The organism is Gluconobacter japonicus (genome assembly GCF_002723975.1).
Taxonomy (GTDB): domain Bacteria; phylum Pseudomonadota; class Alphaproteobacteria; order Acetobacterales; family Acetobacteraceae; genus Gluconobacter; species Gluconobacter japonicus.
The window spans coordinates 19,901-38,353 of sequence record NZ_BEWO01000008.1; the positions used below are offsets into that span (position 1 = coordinate 19,901).

16 protein-coding genes are annotated in these 18,453 nt (G+C 56.0%); 10 read left to right on the plus strand and 6 right to left on the minus strand.

The features are described 5' to 3' along the window. Positions 1–87: 87 nt before the first annotated feature. Positions 88–969: a LysR family transcriptional regulator gene (locus GJA01_RS07150; protein ID WP_062504149.1), complete on the plus strand. Its 882-nt coding sequence runs from the start codon at positions 88–90 to the stop codon at positions 967–969. Positions 970–1,007: 38 nt separating this feature from the next. Further along, a complete protein-coding gene (locus GJA01_RS07155) occupies positions 1,008–2,573 on the plus strand; it encodes a gamma-glutamyltransferase family protein (RefSeq protein ID WP_062504148.1) in 1,566 nt (521 codons plus the stop codon). A gap of 44 nt (positions 2,574–2,617) precedes the next feature. Here the strand turns inward: GJA01_RS07155 and GJA01_RS07160 are convergent, their stop codons facing one another. Genes GJA01_RS07160 through GJA01_RS07175 form a run of 4 tightly spaced genes read right to left on the minus strand, consistent with a single transcriptional unit; the run spans position 2,618 to position 5,323 of the window. After that, entirely contained in the window at positions 2,618–3,952 is a 1,335-nt protein-coding gene (locus GJA01_RS07160) for an AtzE family amidohydrolase (RefSeq protein ID WP_062504119.1), read from the minus strand. After that, positions 3,949–4,128 (minus strand): AtzG-like protein, encoded by a 180-nt coding sequence (locus GJA01_RS07165; protein WP_061930451.1) that lies wholly within the window; start codon positions 4,126–4,128, stop codon positions 3,949–3,951. The genes GJA01_RS07160 and GJA01_RS07165 overlap by 4 nt, the downstream gene beginning before the upstream one ends. A gap of 30 nt (positions 4,129–4,158) precedes the next feature. Continuing rightward, positions 4,159–4,542 (minus strand): oxalurate catabolism protein HpxZ, encoded by a 384-nt coding sequence (gene hpxZ, locus GJA01_RS07170; RefSeq protein ID WP_062504117.1) that lies wholly within the window; start codon positions 4,540–4,542, stop codon positions 4,159–4,161. Then, positions 4,529–5,323, minus strand: a complete 795-nt coding sequence (locus tag GJA01_RS07175; protein WP_023944576.1) for a DeoR/GlpR family DNA-binding transcription regulator — start codon at positions 5,321–5,323, stop codon at positions 4,529–4,531. Before GJA01_RS07175 ends, hpxZ begins: the two co-directional genes overlap by 14 nt. A 153-nt stretch (positions 5,324–5,476) precedes the next feature. Here GJA01_RS07175 and GJA01_RS07180 point away from each other — a divergent pair, with 153 nt between their 5' ends. The 6 genes from GJA01_RS07180 to GJA01_RS07205 all read left to right on the plus strand — a co-directional run bounded on the left by GJA01_RS07180 (position 5,477) and on the right by GJA01_RS07205 (position 13,688). After that, positions 5,477–6,457, plus strand: a complete 981-nt coding sequence (locus GJA01_RS07180; RefSeq protein WP_062504115.1) for an N-acetylglucosamine kinase — start codon at positions 5,477–5,479, stop codon at positions 6,455–6,457. Positions 6,458–6,468: 11 nt separating this feature from the next. Further along, positions 6,469–7,422: an SIS domain-containing protein gene (locus GJA01_RS07185; RefSeq protein WP_062504114.1), complete on the plus strand. Its 954-nt coding sequence runs from the start codon at positions 6,469–6,471 to the stop codon at positions 7,420–7,422. 2 nt (positions 7,423–7,424) lie between these two features. Next, positions 7,425–8,711, plus strand: a complete 1,287-nt coding sequence (locus GJA01_RS07190; RefSeq protein WP_062504112.1) for a D-tagatose-bisphosphate aldolase, class II, non-catalytic subunit — start codon at positions 7,425–7,427, stop codon at positions 8,709–8,711. Further along, positions 8,708–9,988 carry a glucose/galactose MFS transporter gene (gene gluP / locus GJA01_RS07195; protein ID WP_062504110.1) on the plus strand — a complete coding sequence of 427 codons (1,281 nt, stop codon included), beginning with the start codon at positions 8,708–8,710 and terminating at the stop codon, positions 9,986–9,988. Before GJA01_RS07190 ends, gluP begins: the two co-directional genes overlap by 4 nt. Next, positions 9,985–11,094, plus strand: coding sequence for an N-acetylglucosamine-6-phosphate deacetylase (gene nagA / locus GJA01_RS07200; RefSeq protein WP_062504108.1), 1,110 nt, complete (start codon positions 9,985–9,987; stop codon positions 11,092–11,094). Before gluP ends, nagA begins: the two co-directional genes overlap by 4 nt. A gap of 173 nt (positions 11,095–11,267) precedes the next feature. After that, positions 11,268–13,688, plus strand: coding sequence for a TonB-dependent receptor (locus tag GJA01_RS07205; RefSeq protein ID WP_062504106.1), 2,421 nt, complete (start codon positions 11,268–11,270; stop codon positions 13,686–13,688). A 70-nt stretch (positions 13,689–13,758) separates the two neighbouring features. Here the strand turns inward: GJA01_RS07205 and GJA01_RS07210 are convergent, their stop codons facing one another. After that, positions 13,759–15,504 carry a glycoside hydrolase family 13 protein gene (locus GJA01_RS07210; RefSeq protein WP_062504104.1) on the minus strand — a complete coding sequence of 582 codons (1,746 nt, stop codon included), beginning with the start codon at positions 15,502–15,504 and terminating at the stop codon, positions 13,759–13,761. A gap of 203 nt (positions 15,505–15,707) precedes the next feature. On the opposite strand from GJA01_RS07210, the gene GJA01_RS07215 reads away from it, so the two are divergent. Both GJA01_RS07215 and GJA01_RS07220 read left to right on the plus strand, forming a co-directional pair. Beyond that, on the plus strand, positions 15,708–16,343 hold the full coding sequence (locus GJA01_RS07215) for a D-sedoheptulose 7-phosphate isomerase (RefSeq protein WP_062504102.1): 636 nt from the start codon (positions 15,708–15,710) through the stop codon (positions 16,341–16,343). Next, on the plus strand, positions 16,340–17,374 hold the full coding sequence (locus GJA01_RS07220) for an HAD family hydrolase (protein ID WP_062504100.1): 1,035 nt from the start codon (positions 16,340–16,342) through the stop codon (positions 17,372–17,374). The genes GJA01_RS07215 and GJA01_RS07220 overlap by 4 nt, the downstream gene beginning before the upstream one ends. Positions 17,375–17,378: 4 nt before the next feature. Here the strand turns inward: GJA01_RS07220 and GJA01_RS07225 are convergent, their stop codons facing one another. Next, the gene (locus tag GJA01_RS07225) at positions 17,379–18,284 is read right to left on the minus strand and encodes an NAD-dependent epimerase/dehydratase family protein (protein ID WP_062504098.1); all 906 of its coding nucleotides are present in this window, start codon (positions 18,282–18,284) and stop codon (positions 17,379–17,381) included. Positions 18,285–18,453: the final 169 nt, after the last annotated feature.

Consider the following 18,453-nt stretch of genomic DNA (forward strand, 5'->3'; position numbering starts at 1 on the left):
AAGGAAATCATGTTTTGTGCGAACTGTGCGCTCATAACGGCATCAGATCAAGTTGACCGCGTGATAAAACTGCCCTCACATATTCGCATGAAAGATCAAACGTATCTTGATCCCATGCATCTGCGTTCATTTCTGGCTGTCGCAGAAACCCTGCATTTCACGTCTGCGGCCCAGACGCTCGGTTTCAGCCAGTCCACCATCAGCCAGCATGTCAGCCGGCTTGAGGAACAGCTTGGAACGCGCCTACTTGCTCGCAGTACGAAGGCTGTAAGGCTCACGGACGACGGGATGGCCCTTGTCTCGCTGGGCCAGAGACTGTTGCAGGTTGAAAGCAACCTGTTTGCCTATTTTCGGAAGGGAATCCCACGCGGCACGATTCGTCTGGGCGTCACGGAAGACCTGCTCCTGACGCGATTTCCCGAAATCCTGGGAACGTTCCGTGCCGCTCATCCATCCCTTCAGATCACCATGACCGTTGGCCTCAGCGCGTCGTTGACGCGCCTGTTGGAAAACGACGAAATCGATCTGCTCTGTGGAATGCGTCGGTCGTCCGAAACGCATGGTCAGAAGCTTTGGACGGAAGAATTGAGATGGTTTGGACCGGAAGAGACCCTGCCGGAAAAAGGCGCATCCCTCCCCCTCGTGACCTTTCCTGAAGGCAGCGTCACGAGGCGTCTTGCCATTGAGGCTCTCAATCGTGCTGGGCAATCTTGGCATATTGCTTTCACCAGCAGCAATCTCAGCGCCATTCTTGCTGCGGTGCGCGCTGGCTATGGCATCACAGCCCAACCCAGCTTCCTTAGCGGAACCGAGGGCCTCTCCGTCTACCAGCCTGACAGTCTACCCCCTATTCCAGACGTCGATTTTATCGCCGCGACGCGTCATCAAACAGCACAAGGGCCGGAAGACCTCCTGATTCGAACGCTGTGTGACCACATTTCACGCCTTCGTCCCATCCCTCTCTCGTGACGGTATTTCCCATGCAGACACCCAATTCTCTACGCGGGATGGTGACATCTCCTCACCATCTGGCCAGTCAGGCAGGCCTTGATGTTCTGAAAGATGGCGGTACGGCCATTGAGGCTGTGGTCGCAACTGCCGCGGCTTTGGCCGCTGTCTATCCGCACATGACTGGTCTCGGCGGGGATGGGTTCTGGGTAATTTCATATCCCAATGGAAAAACGATCGCGATTGATGCGTGTGGTCGCCTCGCGCGCAACGCAACGCTTGATCTTTATGCACAGGCTGGACACAGCATCATTCCCTGGCGTGGTGGTCTGGCAGCGAATACGGTTGCGGGAACGGTCTCTGGCTGGGAAGCCGCACTGAAGGAGAGCGCAGGACATCAGCCCAATCTGCCTCTTGAGCGGCTTCTGCGCGATGCCATTCATTATGCCAGCACAGGGCGCGTGGTTTCCGAGAGTGAAGCGGGTCTTCTCAAGTCAAAACAGGCTGAACTGTCTGGTGATCCAACCTTCCGCGCTACCTGCCTTCCGGGAGATGCCCCATGGGTAGAAGGAAGCATTCAGACGTCTCCTTTCCTTGCCGCAACGCTTCGCAGCCTTGTGCAGCATGGCCTAAGGAGCTTCTATGAAGGCGATCTGGCAAAGGGGATGGCCGCCGATCTTGAAGTCGCAGGCAGCCCTCTCCGTCTGGACGACTTTCTGACTCATCAAGCCGAAGTCAAAGCCCCTCTGGAAGTCCAGACTTCTTTGGGCACGCTTTATAATATGGCGCCTCCCACACAGGGCGCAGCGTCGCTGTTAATTCTGGCCCTGGAAGACCGCCTCCCCCATCATGACGGACCGGAAACCTTTGAACATCTGCATGGGTTGATCGAGGCCACCAAGCAGGCCTTCCGGTATCGCAATCGCGAGATTGACGGACGCTCTACCGCTGAAGCCGACATTCGCGCTCTTCTGGCAGATCAGAACGCCTTGGATGGCATGGCTGCCCGTATTTCGATGACCGAAGCCTTCCCCTGGACCGAAGAAACCCAGTGGGGCGATACGACGTGGATGGGCGCGATTGACAGCAACGGCGTCGCAGTCAGCATGATCCAAAGTCTGTATTTTGAGTTCGGTTCTGGTGTGATGCTGCCGCAAAGTGGTCTGTTCTGGCAGAACCGCGGCTCATCTTTCCGTCTCAAACCCTCAGGCTGGAACTGCCTGCTTCCGGGTTCCAAACCATTCCATACCCTGAATCCTGCCGCTGCTCGCCTGAACGACGGACGCACAATGGTTTACGGAACAATGGGTGGGGAAGGACAGCCACAGACACAGGCTGCCATTTTCAGCCGATATACACGCTATGGGGTGCCATTGCAGGAGGCCATTTGCCGTCCGCGTTGGCTGCTGGGCCGGACATGGGGCGAAGAAAGCACGTCCCTGAAACTGGAGCCGGGTTTTGCACCGGAGGTCGTACAGGCGCTGCACAAAGCTGGCCACGTCATTGAAGAACTTCCGTCTCTGTCCTCTGTGATGGGACATGCGGGCGCGATCGTTCGCCACAGCAATGGACGTTTTGAAGGAGCGACAGACCCGAGAAGTGATGGGGCTGTCGCAGCCTGGTAAAATTGGCAGGAGAGCCGCCTCAATGACGGCTCTCTTTTTAATCCTCAGACCAGACGAGCAACGGCGCTGCCGTCCCGTTCCAGGGACTCGCCCAGAGCCAGCAGCAGATCTTCCCGGCCAGGGCGCGCAATAAGCTGTGCCCCCAATGGAAGGCCCACCGTCTTCATAGGGACCGTCAGAACCGGGAAACCCGCCAGTGTAAGCGGTTGGGTATAAAGCCCAAGGTTCGCGCGTGCCGAGACCATCTTGCCACCCACCTCAATCAAGGGCTGATCGAAACGCGGCGCTTCACCCACAACGGCTGGAGCCAGCAGGATATCCGCATCCGCAAAGGCCTCATGCATCCGGGCACGGAACCAGTTCCGCAGGCGATGGGTCTGAAAAATCAGGGATGCGGGCAAAAGCGCGCCTGCCAGAAGGCGATCGCGAACGGCGGGATCGTAATCCTGCGCCTGGGTGCGCAACCGATGCAGATGAAGAGCCGCACCTTCCGATGCACTGATGACGAATGCCGACGCCCGCGCACGGGCCACGTCCGGCAGTTCGACTGTTTGTGTTGCACCCAGACGCTCGCCCAATGCGTCCACAGCATCTGCCATCGGAGCCGACATGTTCTCCGCGAACCATCCGCCCAGACGAGCCACTTTCAGCGCCCCGACATCGACAGGAGCGTTTTCGGTCTGAACCAGCGCTTCAAAACAGGCGCGCAGACCGCTCGCACTGTCGGCAAACGGGCCAACAGTGTCGAGGCTGGCAACAAACGGATAACTCCCTTCGACAGGAAGCCGCCCCTGTGTCGCACGGAGTCCCCAGATTCCGCACAGAGAAGCCGGAACACGGATAGACCCGTTTGTGTCGGATCCCAGCCCCAGCGAGAACAAACGTGCCGCCACGCCTGCGGCGGACCCACCCGAAGATCCCCCCGCCAGATGATCCGGCGCGTGCGGATTCCGCGTAACACCATGATGGGCGTTGTCTGTTGCAAAGCCGTAGGCGAACTCATCCATGTTCGTCAGCGCGACAGGAATGGCCCCCGCATCAATCAGGCGCGTGACAAGGGCAGCATCCCGCGTAGCAGGCGGATCATTGGCCAGAACTTTCGATCCAGCCGTTGTCACCTGACCGGCCACATCGAACAAATCCTTGATCCCGAATGGCACACCTGCCAGCGCTCCCGGATCACGACCTTCCGCAACAGCAGCGTCCACCGCAGCAGCCGCTGCCATGGCACGATCCGTCAACGGCCGGGTGACGCAATTCAGGCGCTCATCGCGCTGGGCAATATCCGCGAAGACAGCTTTGGTAACTTCAGTCGCAGAAATGTCGCCACCCCGAACCTTTGCGGCGATATCCAGCGTCCGGAACTGCAGACCGCTCATGGCTCGTACTCAAACGCTGGCTCAAGCCGGTCGGACAGGTCCATGCCCTCAATCAGCGTCGCGTACGACCGTAGAAGGTCAAGGTTTGTACGCACCCCTTCATGAAATTCGGTAGGAATCTCAAGCCTGTTAGCGGCGGCAAGGACCTTGATTTCGGTATCTTCTGACAGGCTCATGGCGCCACTTTCGCTCCTTCAGGGGCAATTTCAGGATATGTCTGCCATCAGGGAAACATGGGCAGCGAGAATTTTCCAGCCGTTCTGTGTACGAAACCATGTCTGACTCTGACGGCCAATTTTCGTGCCACCCTTTCGCTGGAACTCCAGATCCACGACAGCAGCATCCTGACCGATCGTTGTAATCACACGTCGCAGAACATACCGTGGAGGCGAACCGCCGGGCCGCTTCTTTCGGAACTCACGAATTTCCTCAATGCCGTACAGATTTTCGCCAACGCCATAACGAACTGTCTCTGGTCCAGCGTAAAAGAGATCATCCAGCGTCTGAAGATCGTTTTCTCCGAGCGCCTTTTCATAAAGATCAGCCAGAGGCTCAACTTCCGCTACAATCCGCGGATCATTCAGTGTCATCGCTGTTTCCTTCTGCATGCCCTGCAAGAACAAGCTTGTGCCCGCGTTCCCGCAAAGCCTGAACCTGTCCCGGGTCCAGTTCCGTATCCGTAAAGACGCAGGACACCTGATCCAGATGCCCGACCTTATAAGTGGACCGACGCCCGAACTTCATGCTGTCTACGAGAAGGAAGCACTCTTCCGTACGCCGCATCATGGCAGCGTTCAGGCTTGCTTCCTCGCCATCCGGAGTCGAAATCGTATCGTCAGGCTGCACGGCACTGGCACCCAGAAAAACCTGATCGAACCAGAGATTTTCGATGGCCTGCTCCGCCAAAATCCCCACAAGACTACGGTTGGCATGACGCAGACGACCACCCAGAAGGATCATCTCAACGCCTTCAACCCCGCTCAGGGCTTCTGATACCGTGATGTTATTGGAGAAAACCGTCAGGGGCATCGGGTCAATGCGCAGACGTCGGGCGAGCTGCAATACAGTCGTTCCAGCATCGAAAAAGACAGCAGAGCCGCGTTTCAGACAGGAGAAGGCCTCATCCGCAATGGCGCGCTTATGATCCAGAGCCTGATTTTCGCGGGTTTCAAACGCCACTTCACGATCAACGGACTCGGCGAGGGACGCCCCACCATGTGTCCGGATGACAATACCCTGCTCTTCCAGTCGCTGGAGATCACGCCTGATCGTTGCAAGCGATGCATCGACCTGCTCAGCCAGTTCGTGAACGCCAGTCATGCCGTTCAGATAAAGATAGTGACGAATCTGCGTCAGACGGTCGGAAGCCAAGGTCGCTCTCCCCTGTGGGCCATGACGCAACCACTCTAGTCACGCTCAGGCTTTTTGGGAAGCACGCATGAAATGATCGAAATTGGAACATTTCGATCACAAAGATGACTTGACATGACCGCGTTGCGACCGGTCATATCGGAAAAGGATCAAATGGCCCCGGAAAGTTTTGCCGTGACTGAACCCTGTATCGCAGCGATTGACGGTGGCGGCAGCAAGACCCTTCTTGTGGTGCTCAACTCTGACGGCGCAATCGCCAATGTTGAGCAGACCGGTGGCACAAATCCGTTCGATCAGCCGCTTTGGCGGGAACGTTTGACGGGGCTGCTCAAGTTACTTCCCACCTCGACACAGGCCGTTGGTCTGGGACTTGCGGGTTACGGTGAAAGCGCAACACTTTGCGCACGGCAAGAAGCTGCTGTGTCGGAGAATCTTGGCAAAATCCCCTATTCCCTGACAAACGATGTGGACATGGCCTGTTACGCCGCTTTTAGTGGCGAACCGGGGGTGCTTGTTCTGTCTGGCACTGGTTCCATGGCCTGGGCCTCGGACGGGCGAGGTCAACATTGTCGCGTTGGCGGATGGGGAAGCCTGTTTGGCGATGAAGGAAGCGCCTATCAGATTGGCCGCAATGCCCTGACGCTTCTGACCCATATTCTGGATGGCCGGAACACGCGGGATTTCGCTTTTCTGGAACCATTCTGTATGGCCATGGGTCTGCCCTCGGAGCCAAAGCTCTGCACCCCTGCCCTTCTTGAGTGGTACGGCAATCTGGAGCATCCGCGTTCCGCCGTTGCTGCCTTGGCACGCCATGTTTCGACATTGGCTGAAAACGGCTGCACACCCGCCGCGGCCCTTCTGAATACTGCCGCAACCGAACTGGCCGTACATATTCGGGCGGCACGAACCAAAATGCCGGACGTAGAACTGCCCTGGAGCTACGCGGGGGGCACGCTTCAAAGTCCGTTCCTGCGCAACGCCATCGCGGCGCAGTGCGGTACGCCTGTCTCTCCGCTTTTACCTCCTATCGGCGGCGGTCTCCTGACTGCGGCCCGTCAAGCTGGATGGACGCCTGATGCGTCCTGGATCACATCTCTTGCCCGTACGCTTGGCGCTGCGGGACTTGGCTCCTGAAAGGCTCTCTCATGAACGCTACCGAACGCGGTATTCGCGAACAGTTTCCCCTCTGGAACAAGGTGGACATGCGGGATGTCCACCCGGACCCTGAAACCGTAACGGTCGTTGTTGGCTGTGGCACATCAGTCCATATTGCAGACTCTATTGCCGCCAGCCTGAACGCACACGGAGTGTTCTCCCGCGCTGTCGCGGGCAATGAATGGACCCGTCGCCCGCAGGACTACGTGCCCTCAAACATTCGCCCGAACATTCTGGCGCTTTCCCGCAGTGGTGAATCCACCGAAACCGTTGCCGCTGCCATCGAAAGCCGCAAGAACGGACTGCACGTCACGGCGTTCACCTGTGCGGAAGACACGAGCCTGGAAAAAAACGCGGACGAGACTGTTCTGGCTGAAACGCACGCTGAAGAAGGGATCGTCATGACGGCATCAGCCAGTCTGATGCTGCTGATGGGCCTGCGTTATGCGGGTATTGCCGTTACGCCGGAGACGACGAAGGCTGCCGAAGAGCTCCTTAACGAGGCCGACCCACAGCTCAAGGCGCTGATCGAAGGTCGGTCCCATTTCGTGTTCCTGGGCGCTGGTGCGCTTTATGGTGTTGCACGCGAAGGCTCCCTGAAGCTTCAGGAAATGAGCCTGAGCCAGACGGAAGCGCATCACCCGCTGGAATACCGTCACGGCCCGATCAGCCTGATTGATAACAGCTCTCTCGTCGTCTTCCTGTACCACCCGGACACGTTGGAAGAAGAGAGCATTCTCGCCAAGGATCTGATGGCCAAGGGCGCACGCGTTCTGGGCCTCGGTGGCCCTGGCACAGTCTCTCTCTGCGTCAAGGAAGGCGCGGATGTGCGCCCATTGATCGTTCTGCCCGTGCTGCAGCTTTTCGGTGAATATGTCGCCCGCTCCAAGGGCCTTGATACCCTGGCACCGCGTCACCTCACCAAAGTCGTGACGATCGCCTGATCATGAGCATTTCTCCCTTTCTGAACCTCGTCAAACAGGCCCATGACCCAGCCGTTCCCGCAGCACAGCGCAAGGGTCTGGCCTCCGTCTGCTCCGCGCGTCCGCTGGTGCTGGAAGCCGCATTGCAGCGCGCGGCCAGAACCGGTCGGCCTGTCCTGATCGAGGCGACCTGCAATCAGGTCAATCAGGAGGGGGGTTATACTGGCATGACCCCGGAAGATTTCCGGGATCTTGTGCTGGGCATTGCTGCGAAGGTCGGCTGCCCGGCACATCTTGTTCTCCTTGGTGGTGACCATCTTGGGCCCAATCCATGGAAATCCCTGCCCCCGCAGGAGGCCATGGAGAAGGCCCTGACCATGATTGAAGCCTTTGCGAAAGCGGGCTTCGTCAAACTGCATCTCGATGCCAGCATGGGCTGTGCGGGCGAACCGGTTGCGCTGTCCGATGAAACTGTTGCCGAACGCGCCTGCGCCCTTGCACAGCGCGCCGAAAGCGCGGCTCCCGGTCAGGCCGTCTATATTATCGGAACGGAAGTACCTGTTCCGGGTGGTGCGGCTGAGGCTCTGGACCATTTGGAGCCGACCTCTCCGGACGCTGCCACTGCCACACTTCAGATTCACGAAACGCTGTTCCGCCGCGTTCTGGGCGATGACGTCTGGGACCGTGTGATCGGGCTTGTTGTTCAGCCGGGGGTGGAATTCGGTGTGGAAGATGTCGTGGTTTACGACCGGCCACGCGCGCAGTCTCTTTCGGCCACGCTGAACAGGATGCCGGGCCAAATCTTCGAAGCTCATTCGACCGATTATCAGCCCCTCTCCGCCCTGCGCGCGCTTGTAGAAGACGGCTTCCTGCTCCTGAAGGTCGGACCAGGTCTGACCTTTGCCCTGCGTGAAGCCCTGTATGGGCTGGACAGCATCCGCTCTGTCCTTTTGCCGCAGCAGGAAAGCCTGCGGGAGGTCATGGAACGGATCATGACGCAGCAGCCTGCGCAGTGGCGTGGCCATTACGAAGGCACGGACAGCAAACTCGCCACTCTCCGTCACTATGCTTACAGCGACCGCATCCGCTATTACTGGCCTCAACCGGATGCGGAAGCCGCTGTTGAAATGCTTCTGCGCCAGCTTGAGGAAACAGGGCTGCCAGATCCCCTTCTGAGCCAGTTCCTGCCTGTGCAGTATGAAAAAATCCGCAACGGGCTGCTTCCACGGCATCCGCGCGCACTCATTCTTTCCGCAATCGACACAGTTCTTGGCCTGTACGATCAGGCCTGTGGAGCAGAAGTGACATGAACCGTTCCCCGGACAGCCTGACTGGCTCATACGGCCCTGGTCCACTTGGTGTTGCCGCCGCCATCTTCTTCATGATGGGTTTTGTGACCTGGCTGAACGGGCCGCTGATCTCGTTTGTCCGGGTTGCGTTCTCACTGGGAGACGTCAGCGCCTTTCTAGTGCCTCTGGTTTTCTATCTGTCATATTTCCTATTCTCCATTCCCGCGTCGTTTGTTGCCCGTTCACTGGGTTTACGCCGTGGTTTGTCCGGGGCGCTGGTTTTGTGCGCAGCAGGCGTGGCTCTGTTCGGGCAATTCGTCTCCATGCGCATTTATGGCGGCGCACTGGCCGGGCTTCTGGTGCTGGGTTCAGGCCTTGCGCTGATGCAGGTCGTGATCAACCCGCTGGTCAGCCTGCTGGGCCCTTCCGAACGGGCCGCCCAGCGTATCGCCATCATGGGTGTTTGCAATAAATTCGCCGGTATTCTGGCACCTATCGTACTGGCCACAGTCGTCATGGGCGATATCGGAAACGTTGCTGAGAAGGCTCAGCTTGCTGCAACGCCAGAAGCACGAGACGCCATTCTGAACAGCTTTGTTCATGCCATTTATGCGCCGTATATGAGCATGGCTGTCGTTCTAATGGTGGCTGCGGCGGGCGTGGTTTTCTTCCCCCTACCAGAACTTCAGGCCCCGTCCCTTCCCAGCGTGAGCGGAAGCAGTGAGAAGATCTTCCGGCCGCATCTCGTCTGCGGCATCGCGGCCATGTTCATCTATGTCGGCATCGAAGTCATGGCCGGTGACGCCATCGGAACATACGGGCAGGGTTTTGGTCTTCCCCTAAGCCAGACCAAGTTCTTCACGTCCCTGACCCTCGCCGGAATGCTAGCGGGCTATGTGGCCGGGTTCGTTGTTGTTCCACGCATCATCACGCAGGAGCGCTTTCTTGAGTTCTCCTGCATTGGCGGCTGCATCCTGACCATTGCGGCCTTCCTGACGCATGGTTACGCTTCGGTGCTCTGCGTTGCTCTGCTGGGTGCCACAAACGCCATGATCATGCCGACGATCTTCCCGATTGCCATCCGGGGTGCTGGCCCATGGACACCATTAGCCTCGGCCCTGCTCGTCATGGCGTATAGTGGTGGCGCGATCATTCCGCAGATCTATGTTCTGCTGAAGCCCTATGTCGGCTTTCAGGCGATGTTTGCACTCCTCGTCCTGCCCTCCTATCTCGCAGTTCTTTTCTACGCCCGTCGCTACGGACAGACGGGCCTCTTGCCGTTGGACCAGAAAAAATGACCTCTCATCTCGATGGTAACCTCGTTCTCCGTGATCGCATTGTTCCGGGACGTGTCACCTTCGACAGCCATATCCGTGATCTGGAGCCTCTGAAAAACGCTGGGAAGCGCTATATTCTTCCCGGCTTCATTGATGGGCATGTCCATGGCGGTGGCGGCGCTGACACCATGGATGGTGTTGAAGCCATTGAGACTCTGGCCCGCTTTCATATGGCGCACGGCACAACCACCATTCTGCCGACAACCATCACCGCACCCTGGAACGACGTCATGAACGCTCTGCGGGCTGTGGCAGAAGTCTGTAAACGCGGCGTCGAGAATGGTCCGCGCATTCATGGTGCACATCTGGAAGGACCATTCGTCAGCCCGCACAAACTTGGTGCACAGCCTCCATTTGCAATTCCTCCGTCTCCCGACAAAGTTCAGGACGCGATTGCAACGGGATGTGTTCGTGTCGTCACGCTAGCGCCAGAACTTGAGCATGCCGAAACCGCAATGCGCAGTTTCGCTCAGGCTGATGTGCGTGTCAGTCTCGGCCATACCACGACGGATCATGATGGGGCCGAGCGCGCCATCTGCCTGGTGTGCGGCGCTGGCGGCACGATTGGCGCGACGCATCTCTTCAACGCCATGTCTCCCATTGAAGGGCGCAAGCCTGGTCCCGTTACGGCGCTGATGTGCAGTGACACGGCTTATGCCGAGATGATTTTCGACACGCATCATGTTCATCCCGCCAGTTTCCGTCTGGCATCACGCGTGATGGGAGATCGCCTTCTGTTCGTAACAGACGCTATGCGGGGCACGGGGGAACCGGAAGGACCAAGCAGCCTTGGAGGGCAGGATGTCCTGATTGAGGACGGTGTTGTCCGTCTGCCCGGCGGCTCTTTGGCGGGTAGTGTGCTCACACTCGATCAGGCCTTGCGCAATGCCGTCCAGGCCGGAAAGTCCCTGCCGGAAGCAGCAAAACTCGTCAGCACCAATGCGGCAACCTATCTGGGACTGCATGATCGAGGCATGATTTCTCCCGAGCTTTTGGCAGATTTCACGATTCTGGATGAAAATCTACGCGTTACGGAAGTCTGGGTTGACGGGAAAAGGGCCCACTGAGGACTTTACCGTCATTGTTCAATCAGCAATCTGACTGGATGATCAAAACAAAATCAAAAAAAAGAATAAATCTGATCGTTTTTGATTGACAACAATTTTACACAATTCATACGCTGCTGATGTTCCGCAACCGTTACGGGATCGCGGTCGCCCTCAGATTTCATGAGCAGCCGATGAACAAAACCAGCTTCCGCATCGCCCTCCTGTGTTCAACTGTCGTGATTGGGGCCGCCAGCGAATACGCAGAAGCCCGTACGTCTCATACGCAGCGGGCTCACGCTGTTTCCAAAAGTTCAGCACCTCAGACGGGCACCAAAGCCAAACCTGCGCTCCGCCACAGTCCTTCCACCCTTGAAGCCCGTAGCGACGAAAGCGTACACGTCACTGGCGCAGCCTATGGAGACGGTGTCAGCAATACGACGCCCGGCGGTGGCCTGATGCCGGTGCAGACTGCGCCCCGTTCACAAAGCGGCATCACCCGCGACTTCATTGCGAAGATGAGCCCGACATCGAATGTTCAGGCCCTGATTGGGAATCTGCCTGGTGTTGTAACCTACAGTCAGGACCCTCTGGGCGTTTCCGGTGACTCCCTGAATATCCGCGGCATGAATGAAGAGCAGATCGGTTATCTTTTTGAAGGCATTCCGATTGCCGATCCCATCAGATATGCCCCTTATACGGGCACGATTGTTGATACCGAAAATCTGGGCTCCGTGACGGTTTCGCAGGGCTCTCCAGATGTTGATGCTCCGCTCTACAATGCGGTGGGCGGCCAGATCACGATGTCGGAAATCAACCCCAGCCATAAAGCTGGCGGTTATCTATCCCTCACTGGCGGAACGCACAGCACAAACAAGGAATTTCTGCGCCTTGAAACCGGCGAGATCGGTCATAGCGGTATTCGCGGCTTCGTTTCCTATTCTCATATGTCCTGGAATAACTGGCGCGGTCCGGGTGGTGGTACCCGCCATCATACCGATGCAAAATTCATCAAGGAGTGGGGCGACGGGAACTCCGTTTCCGCCGTGTTTGGCTATAACGCGACCAAATATACGTCCTATATGAACCCCACGATGGCAGCCTGGAACAAATATGGCCGCAGCTATAATTATGATGGGCACTATACATTGGGCGATGCCAATTATTATGGCCTGAACCAGAGTATCAATAATGCCATGACGGTCATGGCGCCCTCCCACTTCACCCTGAGCAATCATCTTAAGCTCAATGTGGCACCTTATTACGTTCACATGTTTGGACCTGCTGTATGGGGGCAGAATATCAGCAGTGCCAACAGCTATTTCGGGACGGGAGCAGCAGGTAACCTCAACCTTTCCAATCTCACGTCCGATGGAATGGCGACGACACAGGCTGTTGATCCCTGGAACCAGAAGTCTTCAGGTCTGAACACGTCTCTGGTCTGGTCCACGAAGTACAATACGCTGACATTCGGCTACTGGTACGCGTACACCCAGCATGAAGAACTGGCGAATTACATTCAGACCGACGCTCAGGGCAATTCTGTATCCGGGTTCAACAATGACCCTATCCGCGTGGCGGATGGCCGGATTCTGACGCCGTGGGATCTGAACTTCAAGCAGCAGTCCAACACGCTGTATCTGGCAGATACCGTTCATCTTCTAAATGACAGGCTGCAAATTACCGGCGGTTTCAAAGCAACCATGCTCTCCCGTCAAGGAACAAACCTTGTTCCGGGGGCAGACCCTTACAAAAACGCCAAGAACTACTTCGAACCGATGCCAGAGTTCTATGCATCCTACAAACTGACGGACCACGACCAGATCTATATCAACGGAACGACCGCTTTCCGTGCGCCGGGTTCCGTGGAAGTGTACTCCCAGCTATTCGATCCATCCTCTAGTACAGCTGTTGAGCAGCCGGGCAACCTGAAGCCTGAATATTCAATTGGGGAAGAAATCGGCTATCGCCATCATGGCTTCTATAATGCTGCAATTTCGTTCTTCAATTACAACATCACCAATCATCAGGTTACGTCCTACGGCTATCTCCCAGGGACCAACAGTCTTGTTTCAGAGCCTCTGAACGTGGGGGGTGAAACAGCGCGTGGCGTACAGGCGGAACTGGCACTCGGTAACTGGCATCATTTTAGCCCGTATCTGTCCGGCCAGTATCTGCATGCCACGATCGACAATAATTATAATGCCGGATCGGATTATCTGCCGACTGCAGGAAAAAAAGCGCCGAGCTCTCCGAAATTCACAGGCTCAATCGGATTGCGTTACGATGACGGCACGTTCTTCGGGAATTTTGCGCTCCGTTATGTGGATACGCAATACACAACATTCATGAACGATCAGTCCCTTCACTCCTACGTCACATCCAACATGACGTTAGGGTATCGGATGCAGAAGCTTGGTCCAGCAAAACACCCAACCATTCAGCTCAATCTGGTGAATCTGGGTGACAATAATTATCTTTCCGGCGCATCCAGTGCGACCGGAAACGCCAAGGCGACCAAAGGCGTCTATGGCAGCACGATCAAAGGTGCCAGCCCGGTTTATGTTGTTGGTGGTGGCTTTGCAGCTCTGGTGTCCGTGTCCACGGGCTTCTGATTCTGCTCCTGCGCCTGCTCTCTGGTATTTTCTGTATCAGAGAGCAGTTTGTAGTGGGTCTGATATCTGTTCAGATTTCTGCTGGCGGTGCCAGCCGATAAATGCCGGCCTGCCAGGGCTTGAGATCTGGCAGGCCGTTCCCGACTGATGCGGACATATTATCCAACAGCACTTCTGCAATCTTCAGCCCGTGAGGCAGAATATAGTGCTCGGTTTCACCGCACATATTGATCAAAACCAGAAACTGCTCGCTCCCTAGCGTCCTCGTAAAAGCGATGACGGAAGGATGATCCGGATCAATATCTTCAAAATCTCCGTAAATCAGAGCTTTCTGGCTGGCACGAAGCTGAATAAGGGCCCGGTAGTAGTTCAGAATGGAGTCAGGACTAGCATCCTGCTGCGCGACGTTGATATCGGTATAATTGGGGTTCACGCGGAACCACGGTAAGCCTGTCGTGAACCCGGCATGATCCGAGGCGTCCCACTGCATAGGGGTGCGGGCATTGTCACGACTAATTCTCCGCAGGCTATGAAGAACCTCTTCAGCAGGCATTTTCCCGATGCCAACCGTGTTGTTCCAGATCCCTTTTGCGTTGATGTCCTGAAAATCCTCTATTCCATCGAAATGAATATTGGTCATGCCAATTTCTTCACCCTGATAGATATAGGGCGTCCCGCGACGCATAATCAGGAGAGTGGCCAGCGCCTTGGCGGACGGGCCATGACCTTCTGGAGACGGATCGCCAAACCATGACACGGAACGTGGGTTATCATGATTTTCCAGAAAAGACGTTAACCAGCCATCCGGCCCTGACGAGGTATCTTCTCCTCGCAAAACCGCTTTCAGATCTTTGATCGTCCAATCCTGTACCTGCCAGTCATGCCGGCCAAGGCGAACAATTTCGAAGTGGAACACCATCGTCAGTTCGTTGCGGGCTTCCGAAACGAACGCAGGTGTGTTCTCAAAAGACACGCCAAATGCTTCCCCAACCGTCAACAGATCACGACCGGCAAGAACTTCACGGTGCATGTCCTGAAGGTAATCATGGATTTTGGGACCTGTAACATACACATGCTCCAGGCTTTCCATTTCGGCTAATGTCAGATCCCGCAGTCCTGGGAGTTTTGATATGAAACAGATGGAATCCATCCGGAACCCAGACACTCCCTTGTCGAGCCAGAAGCGCATGATGTCATACACTTCCTGACGGACCTTGGGATTTTCCCAGTTCAGATCAGGCTGTTCCTTGGCAAAATAGTGCAGATAATACTGCCCGCTCGCCTCGTCTTTTTCCCAGGCAGAGCCTCCGAATATCGATAGGTAGTTATTGGGCGGCCCATCATCACGCCCATCGCGCCAGATATAGAAGTCACGGTAAGGATTATCCGGCCCCGATCGGCTCTGGCGAAACCATTCATGCTGATCGCTGGTATGATTGATGACCAGATCCACAATCAACTTCATTCCCCGCTCATGCAGGCCCGCAACAAGCCGGTCGAAATCTTCCATAGTGCCCTGGAGAGGATCAATCGCTCTGTAATTACGGATATCATAGCCGTTATCGACATTGGGCGTATCATAATGCGGGGCCAGCCAGATGACCTGCACCCCAAGGGATTTCAGGTAATCCAGCCTGTCTATCAAACCGGGGAGATCGCCTATGCCATCACCGTTACTGTCGCTGAAAGACCTTGTGTACACCTGATAGACAACAGCTTCTTTCCACCATTTTTCCTTCTGCGGGGTGTTAGTTTCACTCGCTTTCAAAGCCGTCACGGAACTGTTGGAAGAATTTTCGGCAAGATGTTGCGACATCGGGGTCGTCTCCTGGCGGATAGACCCGTTTAACGCCCTGCCTCAGGCAACTGTTCCGATCTTGAGCGCGAAAGAAACGGGTAGTTTCATAAAAGGCCTTGCTTGACAGATGCTCTTCAAAACCCTCTGTCTCTCATCATGAGGTGACCTGAAAAAGGTCTCCACACATTTTTTTGACCTGACCTGCGGAGTTTCCATTCCTGATGTCCAAGTTCCCGACATCCGACCTGCTGAACAGTCTCCCAGCCTCCGAGCGGGACTATCTTCAGGATTACCTCCGCCAGTCTGCTGAAACCATGGTCGCCTTTTCCAAGCATGAAGCCTGCGCGGACATGATGGCGGGCATTGCTTTAACCATCACCTCCGCACTGGAAAAAGATGGAAAACTTCTGGTAGCCGGTAACGGTGGCAGCGCAGCAGATGCCCAGCATATTGCTGGCGAATTCACGGCCCGTCTGATGTATGACCGTCGCCCGCTTGCTGCCATTGCTTTGACGACGGATACGTCCGGTCTGACGGCCATTGGAAACGATTACGGTTTTGATCATGTCTTTTCCCGGCAGGTTCTGGCGCTAGGGCGGAAAGGCGACGTCTTTCTGGGCATCACGACCTCTGGCCGCTCCCCAAATATCGTACAGGCGCTCAAAGCCGCGCGTTCACAGAACATCACAACCGTCGTCTTCACCGGCGAAAACTGTGTCGAGCTTCCGGATGCCGATTTCGTCCTGCGTGTTCCGTCTGGATGGACACCTCTGATTCAGCAGATGCATATCGCAGCAGCCCATATTGTCTGTGCTCTTGTAGAACGCGCTCTATGCCCTCAAACGCCTGACGTATGATTTCGAGAGTTCCGCAATGCGTCCTGCTTCTTCCCAACATTGGAGAAGCCCTGCGCTCTTATGCTGGACAGTCGTTTTTCTTTCGCGTTCTCCGGGATTATCAGCGCTTCGGCATAACTGATGTTACACTGCTCACAACGGCGGGAACGTCAGACTTTCTCCCATGCCTCCATGAGAAACTTCCTCTACAGGGGACTCTGACAACATACACCCTTCCAACATTCACGGTTGAAGCCTTGCAGCAGGTTGCCCCTCTGCTGTCGGAGACGTTTTTTCTGGCACGAGGGGACCGTCTTTGCGATGGCGCTGTCTTCCCGCTGCTCCCATTGATGACCGCACATCTGGAGACGCCACGAAGTGTCGTGGACCCGAATGGGACACCAGCGTTGACGCTTCTGAGCAAACAGGCATTGAAAACTATGCCTGCCTCGACCTCCCTTATGAGCCTGTTCCACACACACAGTGAAAAAATTACCGTAGACTCTCCGGTTCTGTCACCGGACACCCTTCCCTTCTCCGCCTATCCCCTGCACCGCCCTGCAGTGTTTCTGGATCGGGATGGGGTGCTGAACTACGATCACGGTTATATCGGCACGCGGGAACGCTTTGAATGGATTACCGGCACGTTTTCCGCTCTCCGCCGAATTGCCCGCAGTGGGCACCATATTTTCATCGTTACCAACCAGTCTGGCGTGGCACGGGGATATTACAGCGAAGATGACGTCAAAAGCCTGATGAGTTGGGCTATTGCCTCTATCCGATCAGAAGGGGCCACCATTGATGACTGGCGATACTGCCCCTTCCATCCCACCGCAGCGATTGAACACTATCGACAGGACAGTGAGTGGAGAAAACCTGCCCCAGGAATGATTCAGGATTTGCTGATGAAATGGGAAGTCCAACCTGCCGACTGTTTCCTGATCGGCGATCAGGAAACCGATCTTCAGGCCGCTGCAGCCGCAGGCATGCCGGCCTATCAGGTCACGTCGGAAAAAACTCTTCTCGACTGGACGATGGAATTGTTGCCCTGAGACTTCAGGACCGAATGCGCCACCGCCAGTCGTTCAGGACTTCCTCAAGCGTATTTTTCCACGAAATCTGAGGCGTCCATCCTAAAAGCTGTTCCGCTTCCTGCGGATTACCCTGCATGTTTTCCAGACCTGAAGGCGCAGGATGCGTCGGGTCAATCCGAATCTCTGCTTTTATATCCGCCAGTTCCATCAGGTCACTCAGGATAGAACTGGCAGTTCTTGTCTGACCACTACAGATATTCAGCACCGTACCATCAAGCGGCGGTTCCGGGAGTGCCAGAGCGTCAATATAAGCATCGCAGGCATCGCGGACATTCAGGATGTCGTAACCAACATCTGGATGGCCAAGAACGATTTCAGACTGTTGATGCGCTTCAATACGCGCGACCTGAGCCGCCAGAAATGGAAGAATAGCATGCGCATCCTGTCCACTTCCTGCCTGGGTGAATGGACGCATCCGGACAACATGCAAACCTTCCTTCGCAAGCATTCCCACGGCCATATCGGCCGCTGCCTTGCTTGCGGCATAGGTGTTCAGCGGTGCGACTGTCGCTGTCTCATCCAAGGGTTTATCCTCTGCAAAAGACGCTCCGTAAATTTCGGCGGACGACACAAAAACAAAGCGGATATGCCGTGCATGCTGCTGAAATGTTTCAGCAAGATTCATGGTGCCATCAAGATTCACCTGCCAGGCATGACGTGTATCCTGACTGGCTTCCAGAACGGATGACACTGCCGCCAAGTGGATGCAGGCGTCCGGCCGGGTATCCTGAACAACGCGCTCTACAGCCTCACGGTCCAGAATATCCATTTGCCCCTCGATCAGCACATGATCTGGAAGGCGCTCTTTCAGACGTATTTTCAGGTGCGTCCCGACGAACCCATGACCACCGGTGAGAAGAATACGCATAACCGCTTTCACCGTTGCCCAGGAGAAAAACGGAACGCTCTACAGGTTACCAAAATGAGTTTTTTCGGAACGGACGACATGGATCATTCTCCTTTGCGGGCGACCAGACGACAGCAAAAAGGGGCACGGCCGTTCCGCCATACCCCTTCTTTCGACCACATTCCGCAAA

Coding starts and splice junctions, on each gene's coding strand:
- GJA01_RS07180 (WP_062504115.1), top strand. CDS start 5,477: ATGGCCCCGGAAAGTTTTGCCGTGACTGAACCCTGTATCGCAGCGATT.
- GJA01_RS07220 (WP_062504100.1), top strand. CDS start 16,340: ATGATTTCGAGAGTTCCGCAATGCGTCCTGCTTCTTCCCAACATTGGA.
- gluP (WP_062504110.1), top strand. CDS start 8,708: ATGAACCGTTCCCCGGACAGCCTGACTGGCTCATACGGCCCTGGTCCA.
- GJA01_RS07185 (WP_062504114.1), top strand. CDS start 6,469: ATGAACGCTACCGAACGCGGTATTCGCGAACAGTTTCCCCTCTGGAAC.
- GJA01_RS07225 (WP_062504098.1), bottom strand. CDS start 18,284: ATGCGTATTCTTCTCACCGGTGGTCATGGGTTCGTCGGGACGCACCTG.
- nagA (WP_062504108.1), top strand. CDS start 9,985: ATGACCTCTCATCTCGATGGTAACCTCGTTCTCCGTGATCGCATTGTT.
- GJA01_RS07165 (WP_061930451.1), bottom strand. CDS start 4,128: ATGAGCCTGTCAGAAGATACCGAAATCAAGGTCCTTGCCGCCGCTAAC.
- GJA01_RS07155 (WP_062504148.1), top strand. CDS start 1,008: ATGGTGACATCTCCTCACCATCTGGCCAGTCAGGCAGGCCTTGATGTT.
- GJA01_RS07215 (WP_062504102.1), top strand. CDS start 15,708: ATGTCCAAGTTCCCGACATCCGACCTGCTGAACAGTCTCCCAGCCTCC.
- GJA01_RS07190 (WP_062504112.1), top strand. CDS start 7,425: ATGAGCATTTCTCCCTTTCTGAACCTCGTCAAACAGGCCCATGACCCA.
- GJA01_RS07150 (WP_062504149.1), top strand. CDS start 88: ATGAAAGATCAAACGTATCTTGATCCCATGCATCTGCGTTCATTTCTG.
- GJA01_RS07160 (WP_062504119.1), bottom strand. CDS start 3,952: ATGAGCGGTCTGCAGTTCCGGACGCTGGATATCGCCGCAAAGGTTCGG.
- GJA01_RS07210 (WP_062504104.1), bottom strand. CDS start 15,504: ATGTCGCAACATCTTGCCGAAAATTCTTCCAACAGTTCCGTGACGGCT.
- GJA01_RS07205 (WP_062504106.1), top strand. CDS start 11,268: ATGAACAAAACCAGCTTCCGCATCGCCCTCCTGTGTTCAACTGTCGTG.
- hpxZ (WP_062504117.1), bottom strand. CDS start 4,542: ATGACACTGAATGATCCGCGGATTGTAGCGGAAGTTGAGCCTCTGGCT.